Annotated in this window: 20 protein-coding genes; 11 read left to right on the top strand and 9 right to left on the bottom strand. The window is 69.4% G+C overall.

The window, feature by feature from the left end:
• Positions 1–107 precede the first annotated feature (107 nt).
• The 5 genes from AAW00_RS00380 to AAW00_RS00360 all read right to left on the bottom strand — a co-directional run bounded on the left by AAW00_RS00380 (position 108) and on the right by AAW00_RS00360 (position 3,301).
• Positions 108–950 (bottom strand): esterase/lipase family protein, encoded by an 843-nt coding sequence (locus tag AAW00_RS00380; RefSeq protein WP_082124859.1) that lies wholly within the window; start codon positions 948–950, stop codon positions 108–110.
• Entirely contained in the window at positions 908–1,399 is a 492-nt protein-coding gene (locus tag AAW00_RS00375) for a DUF3617 domain-containing protein (protein ID WP_047002399.1), read from the bottom strand. Before AAW00_RS00375 ends, AAW00_RS00380 begins: the two co-directional genes overlap by 43 nt.
• Positions 1,400–1,455: 56 nt before the next feature.
• Entirely contained in the window at positions 1,456–1,995 is a 540-nt protein-coding gene (locus tag AAW00_RS00370) for a DUF3617 domain-containing protein (RefSeq protein WP_156169883.1), read from the bottom strand.
• A 155-nt stretch (positions 1,996–2,150) separates the two neighbouring features.
• Complete coding sequence (locus AAW00_RS00365) at positions 2,151–2,597, bottom strand: DUF3617 domain-containing protein (protein WP_082124857.1); 447 nt, start codon at positions 2,595–2,597, stop codon at positions 2,151–2,153.
• 209 nt (positions 2,598–2,806) lie between these two features.
• The gene (locus AAW00_RS00360; RefSeq protein WP_047002396.1) at positions 2,807–3,301 is read right to left on the bottom strand and encodes a DUF3617 domain-containing protein; all 495 of its coding nucleotides are present in this window, start codon (positions 3,299–3,301) and stop codon (positions 2,807–2,809) included.
• Positions 3,302–3,399: 98 nt separating this feature from the next.
• On the opposite strand from AAW00_RS00360, the gene uvrB reads away from it, so the two are divergent.
• The 3 genes from uvrB to AAW00_RS00345 are packed head-to-tail and all read left to right on the top strand — an operon-like array spanning position 3,400 to position 7,728.
• Positions 3,400–5,586, top strand: coding sequence for an excinuclease ABC subunit UvrB (gene uvrB, locus AAW00_RS00355; RefSeq protein ID WP_047002395.1), 2,187 nt, complete (start codon positions 3,400–3,402; stop codon positions 5,584–5,586).
• A 50-nt stretch (positions 5,587–5,636) separates the two neighbouring features.
• A complete protein-coding gene (locus tag AAW00_RS00350; protein WP_047002394.1) occupies positions 5,637–7,130 on the top strand; it encodes a S10 family peptidase in 1,494 nt (497 codons plus the stop codon).
• A gap of 1 nt (position 7,131) precedes the next feature.
• Complete coding sequence (locus AAW00_RS00345) at positions 7,132–7,728, top strand: hypothetical protein (RefSeq protein ID WP_047002393.1); 597 nt, start codon at positions 7,132–7,134, stop codon at positions 7,726–7,728.
• On the opposite strand, the gene AAW00_RS00340 is transcribed toward AAW00_RS00345, so the two are convergent.
• Entirely contained in the window at positions 7,725–9,755 is a 2,031-nt protein-coding gene (locus AAW00_RS00340) for a protein-disulfide reductase DsbD family protein (protein ID WP_338151452.1), read from the bottom strand. The two genes, AAW00_RS00345 and AAW00_RS00340, sit on opposite strands and share 4 nt — an antisense overlap.
• Positions 9,756–9,770: 15 nt before the next feature.
• Here AAW00_RS00340 and AAW00_RS00335 point away from each other — a divergent pair, with 15 nt between their 5' ends.
• Complete coding sequence (locus tag AAW00_RS00335; protein ID WP_047002392.1) at positions 9,771–11,012, top strand: FAD-dependent monooxygenase; 1,242 nt, start codon at positions 9,771–9,773, stop codon at positions 11,010–11,012.
• A 3-nt stretch (positions 11,013–11,015) separates the two neighbouring features.
• On the opposite strand, the gene AAW00_RS00330 is transcribed toward AAW00_RS00335, so the two are convergent.
• The 3 genes from AAW00_RS00330 to hemC all read right to left on the bottom strand — a co-directional run bounded on the left by AAW00_RS00330 (position 11,016) and on the right by hemC (position 13,603).
• Positions 11,016–11,930, bottom strand: coding sequence for an MICOS complex subunit MIC60 (locus AAW00_RS00330; RefSeq protein WP_047002391.1), 915 nt, complete (start codon positions 11,928–11,930; stop codon positions 11,016–11,018).
• 61 nt (positions 11,931–11,991) lie between these two features.
• Entirely contained in the window at positions 11,992–12,663 is a 672-nt protein-coding gene (locus AAW00_RS00325; protein WP_047002390.1) for a uroporphyrinogen-III synthase, read from the bottom strand.
• 7 nt (positions 12,664–12,670) lie between these two features.
• Positions 12,671–13,603, bottom strand: coding sequence for a hydroxymethylbilane synthase (gene hemC, locus AAW00_RS00320; protein ID WP_082124855.1), 933 nt, complete (start codon positions 13,601–13,603; stop codon positions 12,671–12,673).
• A 43-nt stretch (positions 13,604–13,646) separates the two neighbouring features.
• Here hemC and tsaD point away from each other — a divergent pair, with 43 nt between their 5' ends.
• From tsaD to AAW00_RS00285, 7 genes are all read left to right on the top strand, one after another.
• Complete coding sequence (tsaD, locus tag AAW00_RS00315) at positions 13,647–14,684, top strand: tRNA (adenosine(37)-N6)-threonylcarbamoyltransferase complex transferase subunit TsaD (RefSeq protein ID WP_047002389.1); 1,038 nt, start codon at positions 13,647–13,649, stop codon at positions 14,682–14,684.
• Positions 14,681–15,694, top strand: a complete 1,014-nt coding sequence (locus AAW00_RS00310) for an NAD(P)H-dependent glycerol-3-phosphate dehydrogenase (protein ID WP_047002388.1) — start codon at positions 14,681–14,683, stop codon at positions 15,692–15,694. Before tsaD ends, AAW00_RS00310 begins: the two co-directional genes overlap by 4 nt.
• On the top strand, positions 15,691–17,250 hold the full coding sequence (locus tag AAW00_RS00305; RefSeq protein WP_047002387.1) for a lipopolysaccharide biosynthesis protein: 1,560 nt from the start codon (positions 15,691–15,693) through the stop codon (positions 17,248–17,250). Before AAW00_RS00310 ends, AAW00_RS00305 begins: the two co-directional genes overlap by 4 nt.
• An 80-nt stretch (positions 17,251–17,330) precedes the next feature.
• Entirely contained in the window at positions 17,331–19,148 is a 1,818-nt protein-coding gene (locus AAW00_RS00300) for a vWA domain-containing protein (protein WP_241461595.1), read from the top strand.
• 40 nt (positions 19,149–19,188) lie between these two features.
• Positions 19,189–19,827 (top strand): hypothetical protein, encoded by a 639-nt coding sequence (locus AAW00_RS00295; protein ID WP_047002386.1) that lies wholly within the window; start codon positions 19,189–19,191, stop codon positions 19,825–19,827.
• A gap of 103 nt (positions 19,828–19,930) precedes the next feature.
• Positions 19,931–20,311 carry a response regulator gene (locus tag AAW00_RS00290; protein WP_047002385.1) on the top strand — a complete coding sequence of 127 codons (381 nt, stop codon included), beginning with the start codon at positions 19,931–19,933 and terminating at the stop codon, positions 20,309–20,311.
• Between the two features lie 64 nt (positions 20,312–20,375).
• On the top strand, positions 20,376–21,560 hold the full coding sequence (locus AAW00_RS00285) for an acyl-CoA dehydrogenase (RefSeq protein WP_047002384.1): 1,185 nt from the start codon (positions 20,376–20,378) through the stop codon (positions 21,558–21,560).
• The last annotated feature ends 81 nt before the right edge of the window (positions 21,561–21,641 follow it).

Genomic DNA, 21,641 nt, shown 5'->3' with positions numbered 1-21,641 from the left:
TCGTCGAATGTCGGCTGCTCGGAAACGGTGATGACCCCTCGAGAGTGTGACGCGGCGTTCACCGCCCCGTTGCACGGTCGCGGCGCCTCCTCTCTATAACAGGGTTGTCAGCTTTCCAGTTCCCGCACAAGCGCCATGATGCAGTCGGGCGAGGTGGGAAAGGTGAGGTGCGTGCACCTGAGGGCCACCGCCCGGTCGCGCTCGTCCGCAGTGCCGCTGGCCGCCCGGCGCGAGATCACGCCGTCGCGCGGGCTCCAGAAGGCGACCGTCTCGACCGGCGGCTTGGTTCGCGGGTCGGCGGCGACGGGCGGCGCCTCCACCCGGTGCCCGGCGACCACCTGGTAGGTTCGCCAGATATTGTTGGAATAGGGCGTGTGGCTGAAAGGCGATCCCATCGTCACTACCTTGGCGACGTGCTGCGGCACGCGCTTGGCGACCTCGCGCGCGAAGACCCCGCCCAGGCTCCAGCCCACCAGCACAACTTGCTGCCCGTAGCGTTCGCGCACCTGCTCTACCCGCGCGGCGATCAGGTCCAGCGTCTCGGGCGTAGGGCCCATGTTGTGTCCCAGGCCCCAGCGCTTGACTGTGTGCCCGGCGCGCTCGAGCTGCTCGGCCATGTAGCGCATGCGCGTGGGCCCGGTGGCGAAACCGGGGATAAGGATGACGACGCGCGGCCTTTGCGCAGGCCTGATCGGCAGGTCGGGGCGGAAGCGGATGCGCAGCGGCTCGGCCACGGCGCCGAGCTCTGCAAGGAACAGTCGCAGCGGCGGGACATGGGCCTCGGCCGGCGCAGTGCCGCGCATCAGCTGCGCCCTGCCCGCGAGCGCCGAGCCCATGCCCGCGAGGCCGCGCTTCATGCGGGCGAGGAGCGGCTCCTCGTCGCTCTCGACGGGAAACAGCGGCACGCTCAGCCCGGCGCCGCGGCCTGCGGCGGAGCGGGTGCGGGGCATTCGCCGATCCGCTCGCTTTCGGTGAGCCGCACCAGTTCGAGCCGCTGGCCGGGAACGTCCGGGCCCGTCTGCACGACGCGGCTTTCCATGCGCGAGGAAGTGGCCCGCGCCGTCATCGTCATGGCGATCTGCATGGTCGCGGCACCCTGCTGGCCGCAGTCAATCTCGGCCGCGGCGCGCTCGCCGTCCACGTCGAAACGGTCGAACCGGCACTGGTCCTCGTTCATCGCTTCCAGCATCGGGCGATAGCCGCGCGCGGCCTGCGCAGCGGTGATGCAATGCTCGCCTTGCGACTCGATGCCGGTGCGCAGGTTCTCGCGCGCAAAGGCCTCGTCCGCCGGGCCGGGATCGGCCATCGCGAAGCTGACGAGCGTGTTGGTGGTGCGATAGAGGCCGGGCTGCGGCCGTGGCAGCGTGTCCGCGCGGGCGATCAGCACCCGCTCGTCCACCGGGCCGTCGTCACCGCAGGCGACGAGCGCCAGGCCCGCCGCCGCGAGCAGCGCGATCAGCCGCAGCTGTCGCCGGTGCGCTGGGACTTCACGCCGAACCGCACGGTCGCCTCGCCCGTTTGCAGCGGCAGCGGATAGGTCAGGCGCAGGTCGGCGTCGGACTGGTTCACCGTGCCGGCAAATTCCACCCGTCCGTTCAGGCCCTCGTCGGCGTTGCACGACATCGCTCCTTCGATCGAGCTGCCCTCGGCAGTGAGGCTCGAAAGCGTGCAACTAGCCTGCGCCATCGCGGAAAGCCAATCCTCGCGGCTCATCCCGTCGGTGACGCAATAGAGCTGCGGTTCTTCGGCGCCGCTGGCGAATTCGGAGCGCATTTCGGCCAGCTGCTCTTCGCTCGCGCCGGGCGCGTCGATCTCGATCAGTTCCAGCGCGGTGGAATATTCGCCCGGCTGCAGCGCGGTGCCATTGTCGGACATTCCGGCGACCTCCTCCCCGGTCAGCGCGGCATCGATCGCGGGCTCTTCCGAATTGCAGGCCGCGAGGGCGAGCGCCGCGGCAAGCGGGAGAAGGGTGCGGGCAGGACGGGTCGGGCGCATGGTCGTATCCTCAATCGGTTCCGGCGGCACGGCGCGAGCTGGCGCAATGCGATCGGCCGTTGGGCTACCCTCGCGGCAGCGCGCTGCCAATGACCCCGGGCGCGCGCCGCGCGGCGCGTCCCAAATCGGGCCAGCCGTGCAAGCGTCGTGCCGGGTCAGCAATCGCCGATGCGCTCGTGCGTGGCGCGGGCGCGCATGGCCATCTCGCCCATGCCGGGCAGCGATCCGGTGAGGCGCGTCTCCATCACCGAGCTCGTCGGCGTGCCCCGCCCCGTCATTGTGACGGTCATCTCGCCCTGCCCCGGCGTGGCGCAGACCATCTCGGCATCGATGTTGCCGCCGTTCGCATCGAAGCGCCTGAAGCTGCAGTTCTCGCCCGCCTCCTGCGAACGGCGTGCCATTTCCTCATAGCCTTCGTCGACCTCGGCCTGGGTCAGGCAATATTCGCTGCCCTGGTTCTCGGCCATCTGCTGGCGGATCATGTCGGCGGCCCCGGCCGGCGCGCCCGGCATGGAGAATTCCAGCAGCTCGGTGGTCACGCGGTACTGCCCGGCCTGCGGGCGCATCCCTTCCTCGCCCAGCCGGGTCGCCGCCCCCGCCATGCCGGTCTGCTCTTCGCTCCCGGTTTCGGTCGCGGCAGCGGTATCGGCATCGGCCTCGTCGCCGGGATCGTTCGAGGGCAGCCAGCATCAGCAGGGGTGCAGCGGCAGCTATGGCCAGGTTGGCGACGAATTGGCGTGGCATAAGGTCTTCCCCTCGGCGGCAGTCGATGGCGCGAGGGTGCCGCATGGCCCGCCCGCGATCAAGCGCCCTAGCAATCGTCGATGCGCCGCCCCTCCTGCACGGCGATGGCCTTCATCACGTGGGGCGAGGAATCGCCGGGAACGGTGAGAGTGCCCTCCATCGTCACGACGTCGCGCGTGGAAGTGGCATCGAAGGTCGAGCGGCCGGTGAGCGTGGGCGTATATTCCACCCCCTCGCCTTCGATCGTGCAACGTCCGACTAGCCGCGCGCCGCGCGTGTCGTGCGAGTAGTCTGTCAGCTCGCACTGCCCGCCGGTGCGGTCGGAAACATCGTCCGCCTGCCACTCGGCCCGGGTGTAGATAGGCTCCCCGCAGTGCTGCTCCGTGCCCTCGAACTGGCGGAACTCGGCAACACCCTCGGGCGCGAGCACCATGCCGTCTATGGTCACCGAATCGAGCGTGCGGACGAGCTCCCACTGGCCGTATTCGGGCACGTTGTCGGGATCGTCGCCGCAGCCGCCCAGCAACAGCGCGAGCAGGGCGATGACGTGGCGCGGGATCATGGCATTCCTCCTGTTCCAAGCCCTGCCTGCTAGTAAGGCGTAAACATCGCGCAAAGGCCGCGTTGCCATTCCGTTCCGCCGCGCCCATATCCCCGGCAATGAGCGAACTCGTCATCCGCCGCGGCCTCGAAGAACCCGACACCAGCGGCGCCTTTGTGCCGCACAAACCCGCGCGGCCGGAAAAGTCCCAAGGGGGGCGGCCGTTCAAGCTCGTCAGCGACTACCAGCCCGCCGGCGACCAGCCCGCCGCCATCGAGGAACTTGTCTCCGCCGCGCGCGATGGCGACCAGACGCAGGTGCTGCTGGGCGTCACCGGCAGCGGCAAGACCTTCACCATGGCCAAGGTGGTCGAGCAGTTGCAGCGCCCGGCGCTCGTGCTCGCCCCCAACAAGATCCTCGCCGCGCAGCTTTACGGCGAATTCAAGAGCTTCTTTCCCGACAACGCGGTCGAGTATTTCGTCAGCTACTACGACTACTACCAGCCCGAGGCCTACGTCCCGCGGTCCGACACCTACATCGAGAAGGAAAGCAGCGTAAACGAGGCGATCGACCGGATGCGCCACTCGGCCACGCGCGCGTTGCTGGAGCGCGACGACGTGCTGATCGTCGCTTCGGTAAGCTGCCTCTACGGCATCGGCTCGGTCGAGACCTACTCGGCCATGATCTTCGACATCAAGACCGGCGAGAGCGTCGACCAGCGCGAACTGATCCGCAAGCTCGTCGCCCTCCAATACAAGCGCAACGACGCCGCCTTCGCGCGCGGCAACTTCCGCGTGCGCGGGGACAACCTGGAGCTGTTCCCCAGCCACCTCGAGGACACGGCCTGGCGCGTCAGTTTCTTCGGCGACGAGATCGAGGAAATCGCCGAGTTCGATCCGCTGACCGGCAAGAAGGGCACCGTGCTCAAGACCGTGCGCGTCTATGCCAACAGCCACTACGTGACGCCGGGCCCGACGATGAAGCAGGCCGCGCAGGCCATCAAGTTCGAGCTGGAGGAGCGGTTGAAGGAACTCCACGCCGAGGGCCGCCTGCTCGAAGCCCAGCGGCTGGAGCAGCGCACCAACTTCGACCTCGAGATGATCGCCGCCACCGGCAGCTGCAACGGCATCGAGAATTACAGCCGCTTCCTGACTGGGCGGCTGCCGGGCGAGCCGCCGCCCACGCTGTTCGAGTACCTGCCCGAGAACGCCCTGCTGTTCGTGGACGAGAGCCACCAGACCATCCCGCAGATCGGCGCGATGGCGCGCGGGGACCACCGCCGCAAGCTGACGCTGGCCGAATACGGCTTCCGCCTGCCGAGCTGCATCGACAACCGCCCGCTGCGCTTCAACGAGTGGGACGCGATGCGCCCGCAGACCTTTGCCGTCAGCGCCACGCCCGGCGGGTGGGAGATGGAGCAGACCGGCGGCGTGTTCGCCGAACAGGTCATCCGCCCCACCGGCCTGATCGACCCGCCCGTCGAGGTGAAACCGGTCGAGGACCAGGTGCAGGACTGCATCGCCGAGTGCAAGGCGACGGCCAAGATGGGCTACCGCACGCTCGTCACCACGCTGACCAAGCGCATGGCGGAAGACCTGACCGAGTTCATGCACGAACAGGGCGTGCGCGTGCGTTACATGCACTCCGACGTCGAAACGCTCGAACGCATCGAGCTGATCCGCGACCTCAGGCTCGGCGTCTACGACGTGCTGATCGGCATCAATCTGCTGCGCGAGGGGCTCGACATTCCCGAGTGCGGGCTGGTCTGCATTCTCGACGCCGACAAGGAGGGCTTCCTGCGCTCCGAGACCAGCCTCATCCAGACCATCGGCCGCGCCGCGCGCAACGTGGACGGACGCGTGATCCTCTACGCCGACCGCATCACCGGCTCCATGGAACGCGCCATGGCCGAGACCGAGCGCCGCCGCGAGAAGCAGCGCGAGTACAATGCCGAGCACGGCATCACGCCCAAGACCATCCGCCGCGGCATCCACGACATCGTCGCCCACTCCGCCGCCGCAGACGGGGTGACGATCGACACCGGCGATCCCGAACGCAACAACCTCGTCGGCCACAACCTGCGCGCCTACATCGAGGACCTCGAAAAGCGCATGCGCAACGCCGCCGCCGACCTCGAGTTCGAGGAAGCCGGCCGCCTGCGCGACGAGATCCGCCGGCTGGAGAACGACGAACTCGGCATCCCCGACGGCGAGAAGAAGGCACCGCTCGTGGGCCGCAGCAACGAAGGTAAGCCGGGCACGCGCAAGATGCGGTACGGGCGGACGCAGCGTAAGTTCGGGAAGTAGCCCGAAGGCGCGATTGCCCCCGTGGGCGCCATCTGCCACAAGCGCGCGCCATGACGTTTCGCCTGTTCGCGCTGGCTTCCGCCGCGTTTCTCGCCCTTCCCCTCCCACTGTTTGCGCAGGACGCGCCCGCTGTCGCCGCGCAGGCCGAAGCCATTGTGCCGCAGGTCCGCACCGCCGACATGGTCGGCACTTTCGGCGGGGTTCGGGTGCCCTATCGGGTGACAATGGGCGAGACGATCATCGAGAGCGACGAAGGGCGGCAGGAAGCCGTGATCGTCACCACCAGTTACGTTCGCACCCCGCGCGATGCCTCGCGCCCGGTCTTCTTCATCTACAACGGCGGACCCGGATCGGGCTCGGTGTGGTTGCAGATGGGCGCGTTCGGGCCGGTGCGGGTCGCCATTCCCTCCGACGCGCGCGACGACGGGGCGCCGCCCTATCCCATCGTCGACAACCCCGACAGCCTGCTCGACGTCGCCGACCTCGTCTTCATCGATCCGCCGGGGACGGGCTTCAGCTACGTTACGCCGGGCACCGACACCGCGGATTATTATGGCTTGCGCGAGGATGCGCGCGCCGTGGCCGAGGTGATCCGCCGCTGGATTAACGACAATGGCCGCTGGAACAGCCCGAAGTATCTCGGCGGCGAGAGCTACGGCACCACGCGCACCGCGATGGTCGTCGACGAGCTGGAGGGCAGCACCTACAATGACGTCGGCCTGAACGGCCTCATCCTCATCTCCACCATCCTCGATTTCGCCGCGCGCGAGCCCACGCCGGGCAACGAGATGGCCTACATCACCCTGCTGCCCAGCCAGGCGGCGGCGGCCTATTACCACGGGCTGGTGCAGGCGCCCTCGGTCGAGGCGATCGTGGAGGAAGCGCGCCAGTTCGCCATCGGCCCCTACGCCCACGCACTGCTGCAGGGCCAGAACCTTCCGGCGGACGAGCGCGCCTCGGTCCGCGCCGAGCTTGCCCGGCTGACCGGCCTGTCCGAGCGGTTCCTCGACAATGCCGAGCTGCGGGTGACCGACGACCGGTTCTACAAGGAGTTGCTGCGCGACCGCGGCCTGACCATCGGGCGGCTGGATGCGCGCTACACCGGGCGCGACTACGACAACGCCGGGGAGAGCGTGGACAACGATCCCAGCTTCTATGGCATCGATGCCGGCTACACCGCCGCGATCAACACCTGGACGCGCGAGCGGCTGGGCTTCCGGACCGACCGCGAATACCAGTCGATCGGCAGCGTCGGCCCGTGGAACTGGTCGCTGGGCGGCAGGGGGCGCGCGGCCTATCTCAACGTCGCCCCGCTGATCGGCACGGCCATGCGCGGAAACAGCGCGCTACGCACCTTCGTGGGCCAGGGTTACTACGATTTCGCCACGCCGTTCTTCGGGGCGGAATATTCGCTGACCCGCGTCGGCATCCCGCAGGACCGGGTGGAGTTCCACTACTACGAAAGCGGGCACATGATGTACATTCGCGACGAGGACCGGGCAAAGCTGTCCGCGGACCTGCGCGCCTTCATCCGCAACCATTGACGTGATCCGCGCATTCGCCCTGCCGGCGTTGCTGGCGCTGGCCGCCTGCGGCAGCGAGCCTGCCCAGCCCGCGCCCGAGCCGAGCCGCATGGCGCTGGAAGACGTGCGCGTGCACGAGGGGACGGCAGAGCCGGCGCCGGATACGTCGATGGCGCGCTGGCGCGTCGCCTCGGACGGACAGGGCATCGACTTCGGCAACGCGGGCGCGGCGCCGTGGCTCTCGCTGGAATGCAAGCTGGACGCTTCGCCGACCGAGCTGGTGATCGTGCGCCATGCCGAGACCTTTCCCGGCCAGAGCGCGCTGTTCCCCTTCGTGGGCAACGGCATGATCAGCCGCTTCCTCGCCGACGCGGCGCTGCATGACGGGGAATGGCGGTGGGAGGCGAGGCTTCCCTCGGACGATCCCATGACCGAGGTGTTCGAGGGCACGCGCGACATCGACGCGACGCTGCCGGGCCACGGAATGCTGGAGATCAGGGGCAGTCGGATGCCGGGCGAGTTCCTCGACTGGTGCCGCTCGGGCGGACAGGCGCGGATGCCCGCTCCCGAAGCCACCCCCAGCCCGACCCCGGCGCCGGGCCCGACGACGACGCCCTAGCGCGCGGCGCGCTGTGCCAGCATGGCCGGGGTCAGGATCTGCGGCAGCTGTTCGGGCGTGCCGCCGCCTGCCGGATACCACAGGTAGAGCGGCACGCCCGCCGCGCCCTGCGCTTCGAGGAAGCGGGTGATGGCCGGGTCCGCGCGCGTCCAGTCGCCGCGTACGGCGGTAACGCCCGCCGCCGCGAAGGCCGCGCGGGTATCCTCGCGCTCGATGGCCACGCGCTCGTTGACCTTGCAGGTGACGCACCAGTCAGCGGTGAACCACAGGAAGACCGGTCGACCCGACGCGCGCGCCTCGGCCAGCGCGGTCTCGCTGAAGGGTACCGGGTCAAGCAGGCTCGCCTCGGCGGCAGCGGCCTGCTCCTCTGCGCGGAAAGGCAGCGAGGCGACAAAGTAGAGTGCGACCGCCCCGGCGATGGCCGCCACCGGCAAGTTGTCCCAGCGCCAGGCCACGAACAGCGTCACCAGCAGCACGCCCAGCGCCAGCGCGGCAAAGGCGAAATGCAGGCCGCCGAGCCGCCATGCCAGCCACACGAGCGCGAGTGCGGTCAGCCCCATCGGCACGGCCATGATGCGGCGGAATCGCTCCATCCATGCGCCCGGTCTCGGAAGCAGGCGCCGCAGCGGCGGCACGAACCCGAGCAGCAGGAACGGCAGCGCCAGCCCCAGCCCCAGCGCGGCGAACAGCAGCATGGCTTCCGGCGCGGGAAGGAGCAGCGCGGCGCCCATCGCGGCGGCCATGAAGGGGCCGGTGCACGGCGTCGCCACGACGGCGGCGAGAAGGCCGGTGGCAAAGGCGCTCATCCGGCCCCCGCTGCGGATCGGCAGCATCGGCAGCTCGAACAGCCCGGCGAGATTGGCGGTCACGAGCACGGCCAGCACCAGCAACGCGGCGACGACCAGCGGCTGTTGCAGCTGGAAGGCCCAGCCCACCTGCTCGCCCGCACCGCGCAGCAGCAGCATGATCGCGCCCAGCGCCGTGCAGGCGAGCACCACGCCCGCGGTATAGGCCACGCCCTCGGCCCGGGCCTTGGCCTCGCTTTCCCCCACGCGGGCCAGCGTCAGCGCCTTGAGGCTGAGGATGGGAAAGACGCACGGCATGAGGTTGAGCAACAAGCCGCCGAGCAATGCGCCGCCAAGGAGCAGCCACAGCGGCGCATCGCTGCCCTCGCCGCGCAGCGGGCGGCCGCCGGTCGGTACATCGCCCGCCACCGCTTCGAACCGCACGCCCTCGCCGTTGCCGAACGCGAGGATGCCGCCGACCAGGCTTGCTTCCTCCCGCAGGCCGCCACGCGGGATCTCGGCCACCAGCAGGTCGCCCTCGCGGGAATAGGTCTGCACCGCGCCATAGTCGACGAGGTTTTGCTGGGCGATGAAGACGTGCGGATCGCCGATGGTCATTGCCGCCGGAAGCGGGATGGCGAGGCGCAGACGGTCCGGGGAGAAGGCGAAGCGCGCCCGGCTCTCGAGCGGCGGCGGGATGGCGGCGCGGTCGGCATCGAACTGCGCGGCAAATGCGGGCGAGGCCTGCGGATAGCGCAGGGTGAGCGTGGCGCGCTCGGGTACGCAGAGCTGGTCCGAACAGGCGAGCCACTGCGCATCGAGCGTGACCGGCGCGCCCGGCATCGCACCTTCAGGCACCTCCAGCGGCACCAGCACGGCATAGTCGCGCTCGTAGGCGTGGTTGGCGATGTCGAACAGCCAGAGGAGCTCGGGCACGGGATATTGCGGCTCGCCCGCCCGCCAGCCCGGCGGCAGGCGCCAATCGAGCGTCATGCCGAGACCTGCCTCCCCCGGGTTCGACCAGTAACCGTGCCAGCCCTCCTGCGGGCGGAAGCGGAGCGCCACGGTGAGAGTCTCGCCCGGTACGGGAGCGTGCTCGGCGACGAGGTCGGCGGCGATGCGATTGGCCTGTAGCGGCGCCTGCGCGTCGGCAGGCATGACAAACAGCAGATGGGCCCACAACAGCAGCGCCGCGAGCAGGTACCGCATCAAGGTCAGGCTTGCCTGCATATCGCGCTGCACCTAGGTGCTGGGAACATGACCGACAAGGCAAATCCCCGGCGCGATCTCCTCATCCTCGGCGGCGGGCTCGTCGGCATGACGCTGGCGCTGGCAGCGGCGAAGAAGGGTTTGTCGAGCCACGTCGTCGACCGCGCCGACCCGGCCGATCTCACCGCCGAGGGCTTCGACGGCCGCGCTTCGGCCATCTCCACCGCCAGCTGGAACCTGTTCACCAACATCGGCCTTGCCGATGCGCTCGAACCGCATGGCTGCCCGATCGAGAGCATTGCCGTCAGCGACGCGATGAGGCCCGGCCGCATCGACTTCGTGCCCGAACCGCACGAAGGAACGCCCCAAAAAGACACTCTGGGCCGGATGTTCGCCAATCGCACACTGCGCCTCGCGCTGTTCGAGGCGGCCAGGGACGAGCCGCTTATCGCCTGGCATCCGCGCGCCGAGATCGTGGAGCGCCTTCGCGGCGAGCACCAAGTTTCCGCGACGCTGGCCGAGGGCCAGGTGCTGGAAGCCGCGCTGATGGTCGGCGCGGAAGGGCGCGGCTCGCCCACGCGCGAGGATGCGGCAATTCCCATCGCCAAGTGGGACTACAGTCACCGCGCCATCATCTCCGGGCTGACGCACGAACGCGCACACGAGGGCGTGGCCTGGGAGATATTCTACCCCACCGGGCCCTTCGCGCTGCTGCCCCTGCTAGATGACGCGGAGGGCCGCCATCGCTCGGCGCTGGTGTGGACGGTGGACGAGAAGGACGCGGCGGGCACACTCAAGCTTTCGGACCGCGCCTTCCTCGCCGAGGTCGAGAAGCGGATGCACGGCGTGTTCGGCAAGGTCGAATTGAACGGCCCGCGCAGTTCCTATCCGCTCGGCTTCCACCACACGGCCAGGATTGTCGGGCAACGGTTGGCGCTGGTGGGCGATGCCGCGCACGGTATTCACCCCATTGCCGGCCAGGGCCTGAACCTGGGCCTGCGCGACGTGGGTGCGCTGGTGGAGGTCATCGCCGAGGGAGCGCGGATCGGGCTCGAGCCGGGCGATGCGCAGCTGCTCGCGCGGTACGAGAAATGGCGCGGGCTCGATGCCTTCATGGTCGCGCTGGCGACCGACGGGCTCACCCGCCTGTTCGGCATTCCCGGCAAGGCGCCGAGCATGGTGCGCCGCCTCGGCATGGCCGGGGTCCAGCGGATGCCTGCCCTGAAGCGCTGGTTCATGGACGAGGCGCGCGGGATGAGCGGCGACTTGCCCGAGCTGCTGCGCGGCTAGGATTTAGTCGATCGGTTCGCCGCGCCCATCGCGCAGCTCGCGCGGGTCGCGCACGGCCACGGTCTCCAGCGTTTCCAGCGCCCGCTGCGCCGCTGCATAGCGTTCGGCATCGGCGATCCAGTCGAGCGCCGCGGCCGAATTGGGCAGTTGCCGCACTTCCGAGACCGCGGGTTCCAGCCGCCCGGCTTCGAGGAAGCTGCGCGCGCGCTCGATCCGGCGCTGCGCGACCGGCGAGGCGGTGGTCTCGCGGCGGACGATGAAGATTTCCGAGATTTCGCGGCCGAGCCGGGTGAAGACGTCCTCCCCCTCAGGCGCGTCGTCTAGCTGCGGAGCCAGCCCCTCGAACCGGGCCAGCAGCTGGTCGAGCGTGACCGGATCGCGCGAGGCGTCGATGATGGTCTGCACCGCGCGCGGACGATCCTCGCCGAAGCGCAGGCGCAGCTGGTCGGCGAGGTAGTCGAGCGGTTCGCCCCGCTCGATCACGCGGCGCGCGGCAAAGGCGATGAACAGCGCCTCGGCCCGCGCGGTGTTGGAGGAGGCGTTCTGTGCCTGGATATCGAGCCGGGTCAGCCGCTGCTCCAGCGCGGCCACGCGCGCGTCGATGCCGCCCTGTTGCTGCGCCACGTCCGCCACCGCCTGGCGCGTTTGCGCGGCGACGGAAGAGGCGGACGGCGTGGGCGCGGGCTCGGCCAGGTCGCCGGCGGCCAGCGGCAGGGGCTCATCGGTAGCAGTGGTGGTGGCGGCTACCGGTGCATCTGCGCGCACGGTCAGCAGGCCGCCGAGCGCATCGCTGCGGGCAAGCGCCCACATCGCCAGCGCGCCCAGCAAAAACGCGGCAATCACGCCGTAAAGCACCGGTCGCACCCCCGGCCTGCCCTGGCGCAAGGTGGCGGGCCGGAAATCGTGGCCTTGGTCCATATCCGTCCTTCGCACCCGTGGAGGAGGCGATCCCTTATCCTCTCCCTTCAGGCGCGTAGCATTAATGGCACATGTTTTCGGCTAGGGAAAGCAGCGCCGCATCGTCGGGCTGTGGAGCGCTGCGACAGGCCTTCCACCCCTTGCCGGCGGCGGCGGCGACGCGCGGCCCGATGCATGCGAGCGCTATGCGACCCCGGTCGAGTCCGCGGCGATCGCACTCGCTGGCGAAATGCGCCGCGGCGGCGGCGGAGTGGAGCAGGACGATTGGATCGCCGACCCGCAGGGAAACCTCGTCGCTGCCGGTGATCGGCAGCGCGCGCACGTCGTAAACCTCGCGGACGGTGATGGCGATGCGCCTGGGGTGCTTGAGCGCCACGTGCTCGGCCCCGGCGAGGCGAAGGAAGCGCTTATCCCCCTTCTCCGCGGTCACCACCTGCTGCAATCCGCCGGTACCGACGTGGGCGACGGTCAGGCCCGCCTCGCGCGCCGCATCGGCCGTCGCCTCGCCCACTGCGTGCACGGGCAGGTGGACGAAGGCCTCCAGCGCCGAGCCCGCGTGGCGCACGGCGTTGGCGCTGCCGATCAGCAGCGCGTCGAACCGATCGGCGGGCGGCGGGGTCCAGCGCAGCGGCACCACCTCGAACAATGGCCGCCCGAGTACGGCAAGACCCATGTCGCGCCCGCGTTGCAGCGTCGCCTGCAGGCCGGGTTCCGGGCGGATGGCGAAGATCACGCCGGGCTCACTTCGGCGGCCCGGCGAAAAAGGCGGCGATGCCGGTTGGCGCGCGGGCGAGAAGGTCGGCGGCGAGCCGAGCGGGCGCTTCGGTATCGCCGGCAGCGAAGCGCGCCTCCCCGTCGATCCGCTCCTGCCCGGCGGGGCTGAACAGGGCGGCACGCATGGCAAGCGCGTCGCCGTCGAGATCGCAAAGCACGGCGATGGGCGAATGGCAGTTGCCGCCGAGCGCCAGCAGCAGAGCGCGCTCCGCCATGACCTCGGCGCGACTGGGGGCATGGTCGATGGCGGCCAGCAGGTCTCGCGCCCGCTCGTCGAAGGCGCGGCACTCGATGGCGATGGCCCCTTGCGCAGGCGCGGGCAGCCAGTCGGCGGGATCCAGCGCGTGGCCCACGTCGGAGCGGCCCAGCCGCTCCAGCCCCGCGGCGGCGAGGAAGGTCGCGTCCGCCTCTCCCGCCTGCAACTTGGCGAGGCGGGTGGCGACATTGCCGCGGAATGTCACGACCGTGCAATCGGGTCGGGCGTGGAGCAGCTGCGCGGCGCGCCTGGGCGCGCTGGTGCCCACCACCGCGCCCTGCGGCAGCCCGGCGATGGACGATGCGCCCACCAGCCGGTCGCGCTTGTCGGCGCGCGGCAGCACGGCGGCGATGGCAAGGCTATCGGGCCGCACCGTCTCCACGTCCTTCAGCGAGTGGACCGCGGCATCGATCGTGCCGTCCGCCAGCCACTGGTCGAGCTCCTTGGTCCACAGCGCCTTGCCGCCGATCTCGGCCAGCGCGCGGTCCTGCACCTTGTCGCCGCTGGCGATGACGGGGACCAGTTCCACCGCGCTGTCCGGCCAGCCGTGCGCCGCGCACAGCCGCGCGCGCGCTTCCTCGGCCTGCGCCATCGCCAGCGGCGAACGGCGGGTTCCGAGCTTGAGGAGGGGGGCATCGGGCATGGGTGCGCTTGCCCTAGCGGCCCGACACGCTAAGGCAAGCGGCATGACCCTGGTTCTCGGCATCGAAAGCAGCTGCGACGAGACGGCGGCCGCGCTGGTGACGGACGGGCGCGTCATCCTCGCCCAGGCCATCGCCAGCCAGGAAGCCGAGCACGCGCCCTACGGCGGCGTGGTGCCGGAGATCGCCGCGCGCGCCCATGCCGAGCGCCTCGCCCCGCTGATCGCGCGGGTGCTGGACGAGGCGGGCGTGACCCTTGCGGATTGCGACGCGGTGGCCGCCACCGCCGGACCGGGCCTCATCGGCGGGGTGATGGTCGGCCTCGTCAGTGCCAAGGCGCTGGCGATGGCGAGCGACAGGCCGCTGTTCGCCATCAATCACCTCGAAGGCCACGCGCTCTCGCCGCGACTGGCCGATGCCTCGCTCGCATACCCCTACGCCCTGCTGCTGGTGAGCGGCGGGCACTGCCAGATCTTGCGCGTGGAAGGCGTGGGCAAGTATCGCCGCCTCGCCACCACCATCGACGATGCGCTGGGCGAGGCTTTCGACAAGACCGCCAAGATTTTGGGGCTCGGCTACCCCGGCGGACCGGCAGTGGAAAAGCTGGCGCTGGAGGGCAATCCCAAGGCCGTGCCGCTGCCGCGTCCGCTGAAGGGCCGGCCCGAGCCGCATTTCAGCTTCGCCGGTCTCAAGAGCGCCGTGCTGCGGGCCAAGGAGAGCGGGCAGTATTCCGATGCCGACCTCGCCGCCAGCTTCCAGCAGGCCGCGCTCGACTGCATCCTCGACCGCACGCGCCGCGCGCTTGCCGAGATGGGCGAGGTGACTGCGCTGGTCGTCGCGGGCGGCGTGGCGGCCAACCGCACGGTGCGCGCCGGGCTGGAAGGCCTCGCCGCCGAGTTCGCCCTGCCCTTCACCGCCCCGCCGCTGCCGCTGTGCACGGACAACGCCGCGATGATCGCCTGGGCCGGCGTCGAGCGCCTCGCCGCGTGTTTCCCGGCGGACCCGCTCGATTTCCAGGCGCGCCCGCGCTGGCCGCTCGATCCCGATGCCGAACCGGCGCGCGGCGCGGGAGTAAAGGCATGACCCTTCGACAAGCTCAGGGTGAGCGGATCATTGGTGTGGTCGGAGCAGGCGCCTGGGGCACGGCGCTGGCCCAGGCGCTGGCGTCGGACGGGCGGCCCGTGCGCCTCTGGGCGCTGGAGGACGGCCTTGCCGAGGCCATCAACACCACGCGCCGGAACGAGCCCTACCTGCCCTCCGCCACGCTCGCCCCCAGCATCGAGGCGACCGGCGACCTTGCTTCCATGGCCGACTGCGACGCGCTGCTGATCGTTACCCCCGCGCAGCATACTGCGGCGACACTGGCAAAAATGCCGCATTTTCCGCGCGATCTCGTGCTGTGTTCCAAGGGTATCGAGGCGGGCACGGGGCGGATGATGCACGACGTGGCGCACGAGGCCGCGCCCGGCAGCGTTATCGCCGTCCTTTCCGGCCCCACCTTCGCGCACGAGGTCGCCGCCGGGCTGCCTTGCGCAGTCACCCTCGCCTGCGGCGGCGGCGAGGCACAGTGGGAGCGGCTGGCCCCCGCCGTCGCGCGCCCTGCCCTGCGGCCCTACTACTCGGACGACGTCGTGGGGGCGGAGGTCGGCGGGGCGGTCAAGAACGTGCTCGCCATCGCCTGCGGCGTGGTCGAGGGCCTGAGCCTCGGCCAGAACGCGCGCAACGCGCTCATCACCCGCGGCTTTGCCGAGATGCTGCGGTTCGGCGTGGCGCGCGGCGGCAAGGCGGAGACGCTGAACGGCTTGTGCGGCCTCGGCGATCTGGTGCTCACCTGCTCCTCCACCTCCAGCCGCAACTTTTCGCTTGGCAAGGCGCTGGGCGAAGGCATGAGCGCGGCCGAAGCGCTGGCCGACAAGCGCACCGTCGCAGAAGGCGCGCACACCGCGCCGGTGCTCGCCCGCATCGCCGCCAACATGGACGTGCAGATGCCGATCGTGGAGGCGGTGAACGAACTCTTGGCAGGTGCCAGCGCGAAGGACGTGGTCGCCGCCCTCCTCGCCCGCCCGCTGAAGCGCGAGGGCCTGTCGGTTTGAGCACCGCAACGGATGCGGCGAGCGAGCCGGGCGGCGACATCGAGGCGCTGGCCAAAGGCGGTCGCACCAACTTCTTCGGCTTCCTGCTGCGGCTCGCCGCGCGGCTGCCGTTCCTGTTCATCGCCGGGCGGCTCTACGGCGCGGACGATCTCGGCCGTTTCGCCAGCGCGCTGGTGGTGGTCGAACTGGTCGCCCTGCTCTGTTCGCTCGGCGAGAAGCGCGGCCTCGCCCAGCGTCTGAGCGACGTCGAGCACAAGTCCGAGGGGCGCGCCACCACGCTTGTCTACGACGGCATGTTCGTGGCGACGGCGCTGTCCGTACTGGCGGCGCTCATCCTGTGGTTCTTCCCCGCCCCGCTGTTTCCCAACGGCATGAACGGCCCGCTCGACCGGCTGCTGGTCCTCGCCATTCCGGGCTACGCGCTGACCGAGATCGTGCTCGCCGCGCAGGCCTATCGCTACGACATCGCCACCACGGTGCGCGCCCGCGCGGTGGTGGAGCCGTGGACGATCTCAATCCTGGCGGGCGTGTTCTGGTTCGTGCCCTTCATCGAGCACTCGGGCCTTGCCATGGCCTACCTCGCCTCGATCTACGCCGGTCTGGCGACGGCGTTGTGGACCTTCTTCAAAACCTACGGCTGGCCGCGCGGCTGGCAGGTGCGGCCGGTCGCGCTCGCGCGCATGACCTGGCGCGCGACGCCGCTCGCCATGGCCGATGCGATCGAATGGGGCACGCGGCGCGTCGATATCGCGATCCTCGGCATCTACGCCGGGCCGACGGCGGTGGGCATCTATTACGTCGCCCAGCAGGTCGCCAGCCTGCCGCAGAAGCTCAAGACCAGCTTCGAGCCGATCCTGGGCCCCGTCATCACGAAGGCCCTGCGCGAGAACGACTTTGCCGCCATCGCCAGACAGGTGTGCCAGGTGGGCTTCTGGATCACCGCCGCGCAGGCGGGCATCGCGCTGGCGCTGGGCATTCCGGGCCAGGGCATCATGGGTCTCACGGGGCCGGAATTCGTCGGCGGCACCGCCGCACTCGCCTTCCTGCTGGCGGCAGAGGTCGTCGCCGCCACCGCCGTCGTCAGCGAGGCCGCGCTGGTCTACGTCGCCCGGGTGCGCAACCTGTGGATTTCCATCGGCGTCATCGCGCTGCAGGTGGTGCTGACGGTCGCGGCGATGGAAGTGGTGGACCGCTGGGACTTTGCCACGCCCGAGCGCGCCGATCTTTACCGCGCCGCCGCCGCCGCCGCGGCGCTGATGGTGGCGCTGGGGGTCAGCTCGGTGGTCAAGTCGGTGCTGCTCTCGCGCATCCTCCAGCAGGGCATCAACAACTGGCGTTGGCCGCTGGTCTGGGCGGCACTCGCGGCGGTGCTGGTGGGCCAGCTGGTCATCCGCCTGCCCGAGTGGGCCGAGCTCGCTTTCGGCATCCCGCTCATCCTCGGCACCTACGGCTTCGTCATCTGGCACAAGGGCTTCGGCCCGGAAGATCGCAAGCTTTTTGCGCGGCGCGCCGAGGAAGCGGTGGATCCCGCTGCTCCGCCTTCGGGTTCGGCCTGACGACGCTCGCTTCATCGCCATTCACAAGCCGTTCACCGCCCCCGCGCATCAATGATGCAAAATATCATAGGGGGAAATCGATGAACCTTTTTGCCAGAAGCACTGCCGTTCTCGCCATCGCCGGGATGCTCGCAGGGCCGAGCGGCTTCGCGCCGTTGCAGGCGCAGCAAGGCTCTCGCATCGCCCTGCCAATCGCCGAGGCTCCGCCTCTGCCCGATGGCTGCAAGCTGCCCGAGCCGCGCGACCAGCGCGAGATCGCCTATGGCCGGCAGGCGAGCGTGCAGGGCGTCGCTCCGCCGCCTCCGCCTCCGCCACCACCGCCCCCACCGCCGGTCATGGTTTCCCCGTCCGCTCCACTCGTCGTCACGGGCTCGCGCATCGGCGATGCTTTAGCAGATGCCGCCGAGGCTGCCACAAGTCCGGCGAGCGCCCCGCCCGCTGTCTCCGAAAGCCGCTACCACTGGATCCCCGCCGTCCAGGCCCCCGTCGATCCGGGCCGCGAGCAGTACGACGGCGAAGAGGTCGCACCGGCGATCTGGGCGCACCGGCAGCCTGTCAGCACCTTCTCGGTCGATGTCGACACCGGCGCCTATGCCAACGTCCGCCGCTTCCTGTCCGACGGCAACATGCCGCCCGCCGCCGCCGTGCGGACCGAGGAGATGATCAACTACTTCCGCTACGACTACCCGCTGCCCGAGGACCGCACCCAGCCATTCAGCGTCACCACTGACATGGCGGTCACGCCGTGGAATGCCGACACCCGCCTGCTACGCGTGGGCCTGCGCGGATACGACCTGCCACGCGCAGAGCGGCCGGCGGCGAACCTCATCTTCCTGCTCGACGTGTCGGGCTCGATGAACAGCCGCGACAAGCTGCCGCTGGTGCAGACCGCGATGGCCATGCTGGCGAGCGAACTGCAGCGCGGCGACCGCGTCTCCATCGTCGTCTATGCCGGGGCGGCGGGCGTTGTGCTGGAGCCGACCAACGACGAGTGCAGGATCCGCCAGGCGCTCGCCAGCCTCTACGCCGGCGGCTCGACCGCTGGCGGCGCCGGTATCCAGCTCGCCTACGACGTCGCGCGCGGCAGCTTCATCGAGGACGGCGTCAACCGCGTGATCCTGGCGACCGACGGCGACTTCAATGTCGGCGTCAGCGACCGCGATGCGCTGATCGAACTGATCGAGCAGCAGCGCGACAGCGGCATCACGCTGACCACGCTGGGTTTCGGCACCGGCAACCTCAACGACGCGATGATGGAGCAGATCGCCGACCACGGGAACGGCAACTACGCCTACATCGACTCAGCGTTCGAGGCGCGCAAGGTGCTGTCCGAGGAGATGACCTCCACCCTCTTCACCATCGCCCACGACGTGAAGATCCAGGTCGAGTTCAATCCCGCCCGCGTCAGCCAGTATCGCCTGATCGGCTACGAGAACCGCGCCCTGCGCGAGGAGGACTTCGACAACGACGCCGTCGATGCGGGCGACATCGGTGCAGGCCATCAGGTCACCGCGCTCTACGAGGTCGTTCCGGCAGGCGGCAGAGGCTGGATGCGCGAGCGGCGTTACGAAGCGCGGCCCGACGCGCCCGCCCCTACCCGGACCGACGAGATGGCCTTCGTCCAGCTGCGCTACAAACTGCCGGGCGAGGACCGCTCGCGGCTGATCGAGCGCCCCATCGCGGCGCGCACGATGGAACGTGCGGGCCCGGCGCGAGGCGACCTCGCCTTTGCCAGCGCGGTGGCCGCCTACGGCCAGCTGCTGCGCGGCGACACGCTGATGAATGGCTTCACCTACCGCGACGCGGTGGAACTGGCGGGCGCGCAGGATGGTTACTGGAGGTCCGAGTTCCTCCAGCTCGCCAGTCTCGCGCAGGCGATGGACACACGCCGCCCCTGACGGTTAGGGGGCGGCACGACCCACAAGGATTTGCCGCCCCATGCCCCAGGTTCTGCAAGACAATCTCGCCCTCGTCATCATCGCGCTCGTCGTTGCGGCGGCGCTGGCGTTCTGGCTGTTCCACGCTTCGCGCAAGACCAGGGTGGAGATTGCCGAGCGGCCCGAGGGCGAAGGGGTCGCTCGCCGAAACCAGGCGCTGATCGACGCGCCGAGCGCCGCCGAGGCGGCCATGCCCCGGCGCGAGGCTGCGGACGAGCGGATCGAACGGCAGGAAATCGCCGAGGTTGCGCCCGGGCCCACCTCGGCCGCCGCCAACTTCGACCGCACCGCCGCCGCCACCGAAATAGCCGACGCCGAGGCCGGCGCGCCCGGCAACGCGCGCGACGCGATGAAAGAGGTTCCCGCCGAGCTGGCGGAACGGCCCGCACCCGCCGCCAGCGAAGGCGACGACCTGCTTCGCATCAAGGGCGTTGGCCCCAAGATCGTCAACCTGCTCGCCGGGCTCGGCGTCACCAGCTTCGCCCAGATCGCCGCCTGGGACGATGCCGAAATAGTGCGTATCGACGACCAGCTCGGCCGCTTCCAAGGCCGTATTGCCCGCGATGAATGGGTGGAACAGGCCCGCTTCTTGGCAGCGGACGATATAACCGGTTACGAAGAACGCTTCGGCAAGCTCTGACCCGCGAAAGGGTTAACCCGCCATAAGGCTTCGCGGGAACCCTACGGCCTTTGTGACGTAATGTTTGTTACACTTCGGTGGACGGACGGAGCGCGAACTCACTATGGTAAGTCAGAACCTTTCACATCAGCCCACCGTGCTCGTGGTCGAAGACGAGTTCATCATCGCGCTCGACCTGTCCGAGACCGTGCGCGATCTCGGCTACAAGGTTGAAGGGCCTTACGCCAACAAGGACCATGCCTTCATCGCGATCGACCAGGAAATGCCCGACGTGGCCATCCTCGACGTGATGACCGCCGGTGGCGAGGTCTTCCCACTGGCCGACGCGCTGACCGAGGCGGGCGTCCCCATCATCTTCCATTCCGGCCACGTTACGCCCGGCGAGATTGCCCAGCGGTATCCCTTGGCGCAGGCTGCCAGCAAGCCGTGTCCGCCCGACAAGCTGATCGCCATGATCGAGTGCGCGCGCGAACGGGTGCACTAGTCCCGATCCCTCCTTGCCGCCCACGGCGACCTTGCCTAGGGCGGTTTCAAAGGAGACCAGATTCATGGCCGGCATGGTGCCCTTCGATTGGGCCGACCCCTTCGATCTCGAAACCCAGCTCACCGACGAGGAACGCTTGGTGCGCGATGCCGCGCGCGCGTTCGCGCAGGGCGAACTGCAACCGCGCGTCATCGCGGCCTATTCGCAGGAGAAAGACGATCCCGAGCTGTTCCCTATGATGGGCGCGGCGGGCCTGCTGGGCGTCACCATCCCCGAGGAATTCGGCGGCGCTGGGGCGAGCTATGTCGCCTATGGACTCGTCGCGCGCGAGATCGAGCGCGTGGACAGCGGCTACCGCTCGATGGCGAGCGTGCAGTCGAGCCTCGTGATGTATCCGATCCACGCCTACGGCTCTGCCGAACAGCACGCGAAATATCTTCCCGGTCTCGCCAGCGGCGAACTGATCGGGTGCTTCGGCCTCACCGAGCCCGATGCCGGCTCCGATCCCGCCGGGATGCGGACCGTCGCGAAGAAGGACGGCGACGGATATTCCATCAGCGGCGCCAAGACCTGGATCTCGAACGCCCCATTCGCCGACGTCTTCGTGGTCTGGGCCAAGAGCGAGGCCCACGGCGGCAAGGTGCGCGGCTTCGTGCTCGACAAGGGCATGAAAGGGCTGGAAGCGCCCAAGATCCACGGCAAGCTTTCGCTGCGCGCCAGCACCACCGGCATGATCCAGATGGACGAGGTGAAGCTGCCGGCAGATGCCCTGCTGCCCAATGTCGAGGGCATGAAGGGCCCCTTCGGCTGCCTCAACCGCGCGCGCTACGGCATTTCATGGGGCAGCATGGGTGCGGCCGAGTTCTGCTATCACGCCGCGCGGCAATACGGGCTCGACCGGCACCAGTTCGGCGTCCCGCTGGCCTCCAAGCAGCTCTACCAGCTCAAGCTCGCCGACATGGCGACCGAGATCGGGCTCGGCCTGCAGGGTTCGTTACGCGTCGGCAGGCTGATGGACGAAGGGCGGTTCGCGCCCGAAATGATCAGCGTGGTCAAGCGCAACAACGTGGGCAAGGCGCTCGCCATTGCGCGCGTGGCGCGCGACATGCACGGCGGTAACGGAATTTCCGAGGAATATCAGGTGATGCGCCACATGGCGAATTTGGAAACCGTAAACACCTACGAGGGTACGCACGATGTGCACGCGCTGATCCTCGGCCGGGCGATCACGGGGATTTCCGCATTCTGATAAGCTTGCCGATCGCCATGTGCGGCAATTTCGCAACACCCTTCAATTAGAAACACCGGAGTCTTCGCAGTCGCGGAACGA

Source organism: Aurantiacibacter luteus, assembly GCF_001010945.1.
Lineage (GTDB): Bacteria > Pseudomonadota > Alphaproteobacteria > Sphingomonadales > Sphingomonadaceae > Alteraurantiacibacter > Alteraurantiacibacter luteus.
Note: the sequence above shows the minus strand (reverse complement) of the source record. Positions and strands in the feature narration are given on the sequence as shown.

Coding starts and splice junctions, on each gene's coding strand:
- AAW00_RS00365 (WP_082124857.1), bottom strand. CDS start 2,597: ATGGCGGGGGCGGCGACCCGGCTGGGCGAGGAAGGGATGCGCCCGCAG.
- AAW00_RS00310 (WP_047002388.1), top strand. CDS start 14,681: ATGACCCTTCGACAAGCTCAGGGTGAGCGGATCATTGGTGTGGTCGGA.
- AAW00_RS00335 (WP_047002392.1), top strand. CDS start 9,771: ATGACCGACAAGGCAAATCCCCGGCGCGATCTCCTCATCCTCGGCGGC.
- AAW00_RS00285 (WP_047002384.1), top strand. CDS start 20,376: ATGGCCGGCATGGTGCCCTTCGATTGGGCCGACCCCTTCGATCTCGAA.
- AAW00_RS00300 (WP_241461595.1), top strand. CDS start 17,331: ATGAACCTTTTTGCCAGAAGCACTGCCGTTCTCGCCATCGCCGGGATG.
- AAW00_RS00370 (WP_156169883.1), bottom strand. CDS start 1,995: ATGCGCCCGACCCGTCCTGCCCGCACCCTTCTCCCGCTTGCCGCGGCG.
- AAW00_RS00360 (WP_047002396.1), bottom strand. CDS start 3,301: ATGATCCCGCGCCACGTCATCGCCCTGCTCGCGCTGTTGCTGGGCGGC.
- AAW00_RS00380 (WP_082124859.1), bottom strand. CDS start 950: ATGCCCCGCACCCGCTCCGCCGCAGGCCGCGGCGCCGGGCTGAGCGTG.
- hemC (WP_082124855.1), bottom strand. CDS start 13,603: ATGCCCGATGCCCCCCTCCTCAAGCTCGGAACCCGCCGTTCGCCGCTG.
- AAW00_RS00290 (WP_047002385.1), top strand. CDS start 19,931: ATGGTAAGTCAGAACCTTTCACATCAGCCCACCGTGCTCGTGGTCGAA.
- AAW00_RS00295 (WP_047002386.1), top strand. CDS start 19,189: ATGCCCCAGGTTCTGCAAGACAATCTCGCCCTCGTCATCATCGCGCTC.
- tsaD (WP_047002389.1), top strand. CDS start 13,647: ATGACCCTGGTTCTCGGCATCGAAAGCAGCTGCGACGAGACGGCGGCC.
- AAW00_RS00350 (WP_047002394.1), top strand. CDS start 5,637: ATGACGTTTCGCCTGTTCGCGCTGGCTTCCGCCGCGTTTCTCGCCCTT.
- uvrB (WP_047002395.1), top strand. CDS start 3,400: ATGAGCGAACTCGTCATCCGCCGCGGCCTCGAAGAACCCGACACCAGC.
- AAW00_RS00330 (WP_047002391.1), bottom strand. CDS start 11,930: ATGGACCAAGGCCACGATTTCCGGCCCGCCACCTTGCGCCAGGGCAGG.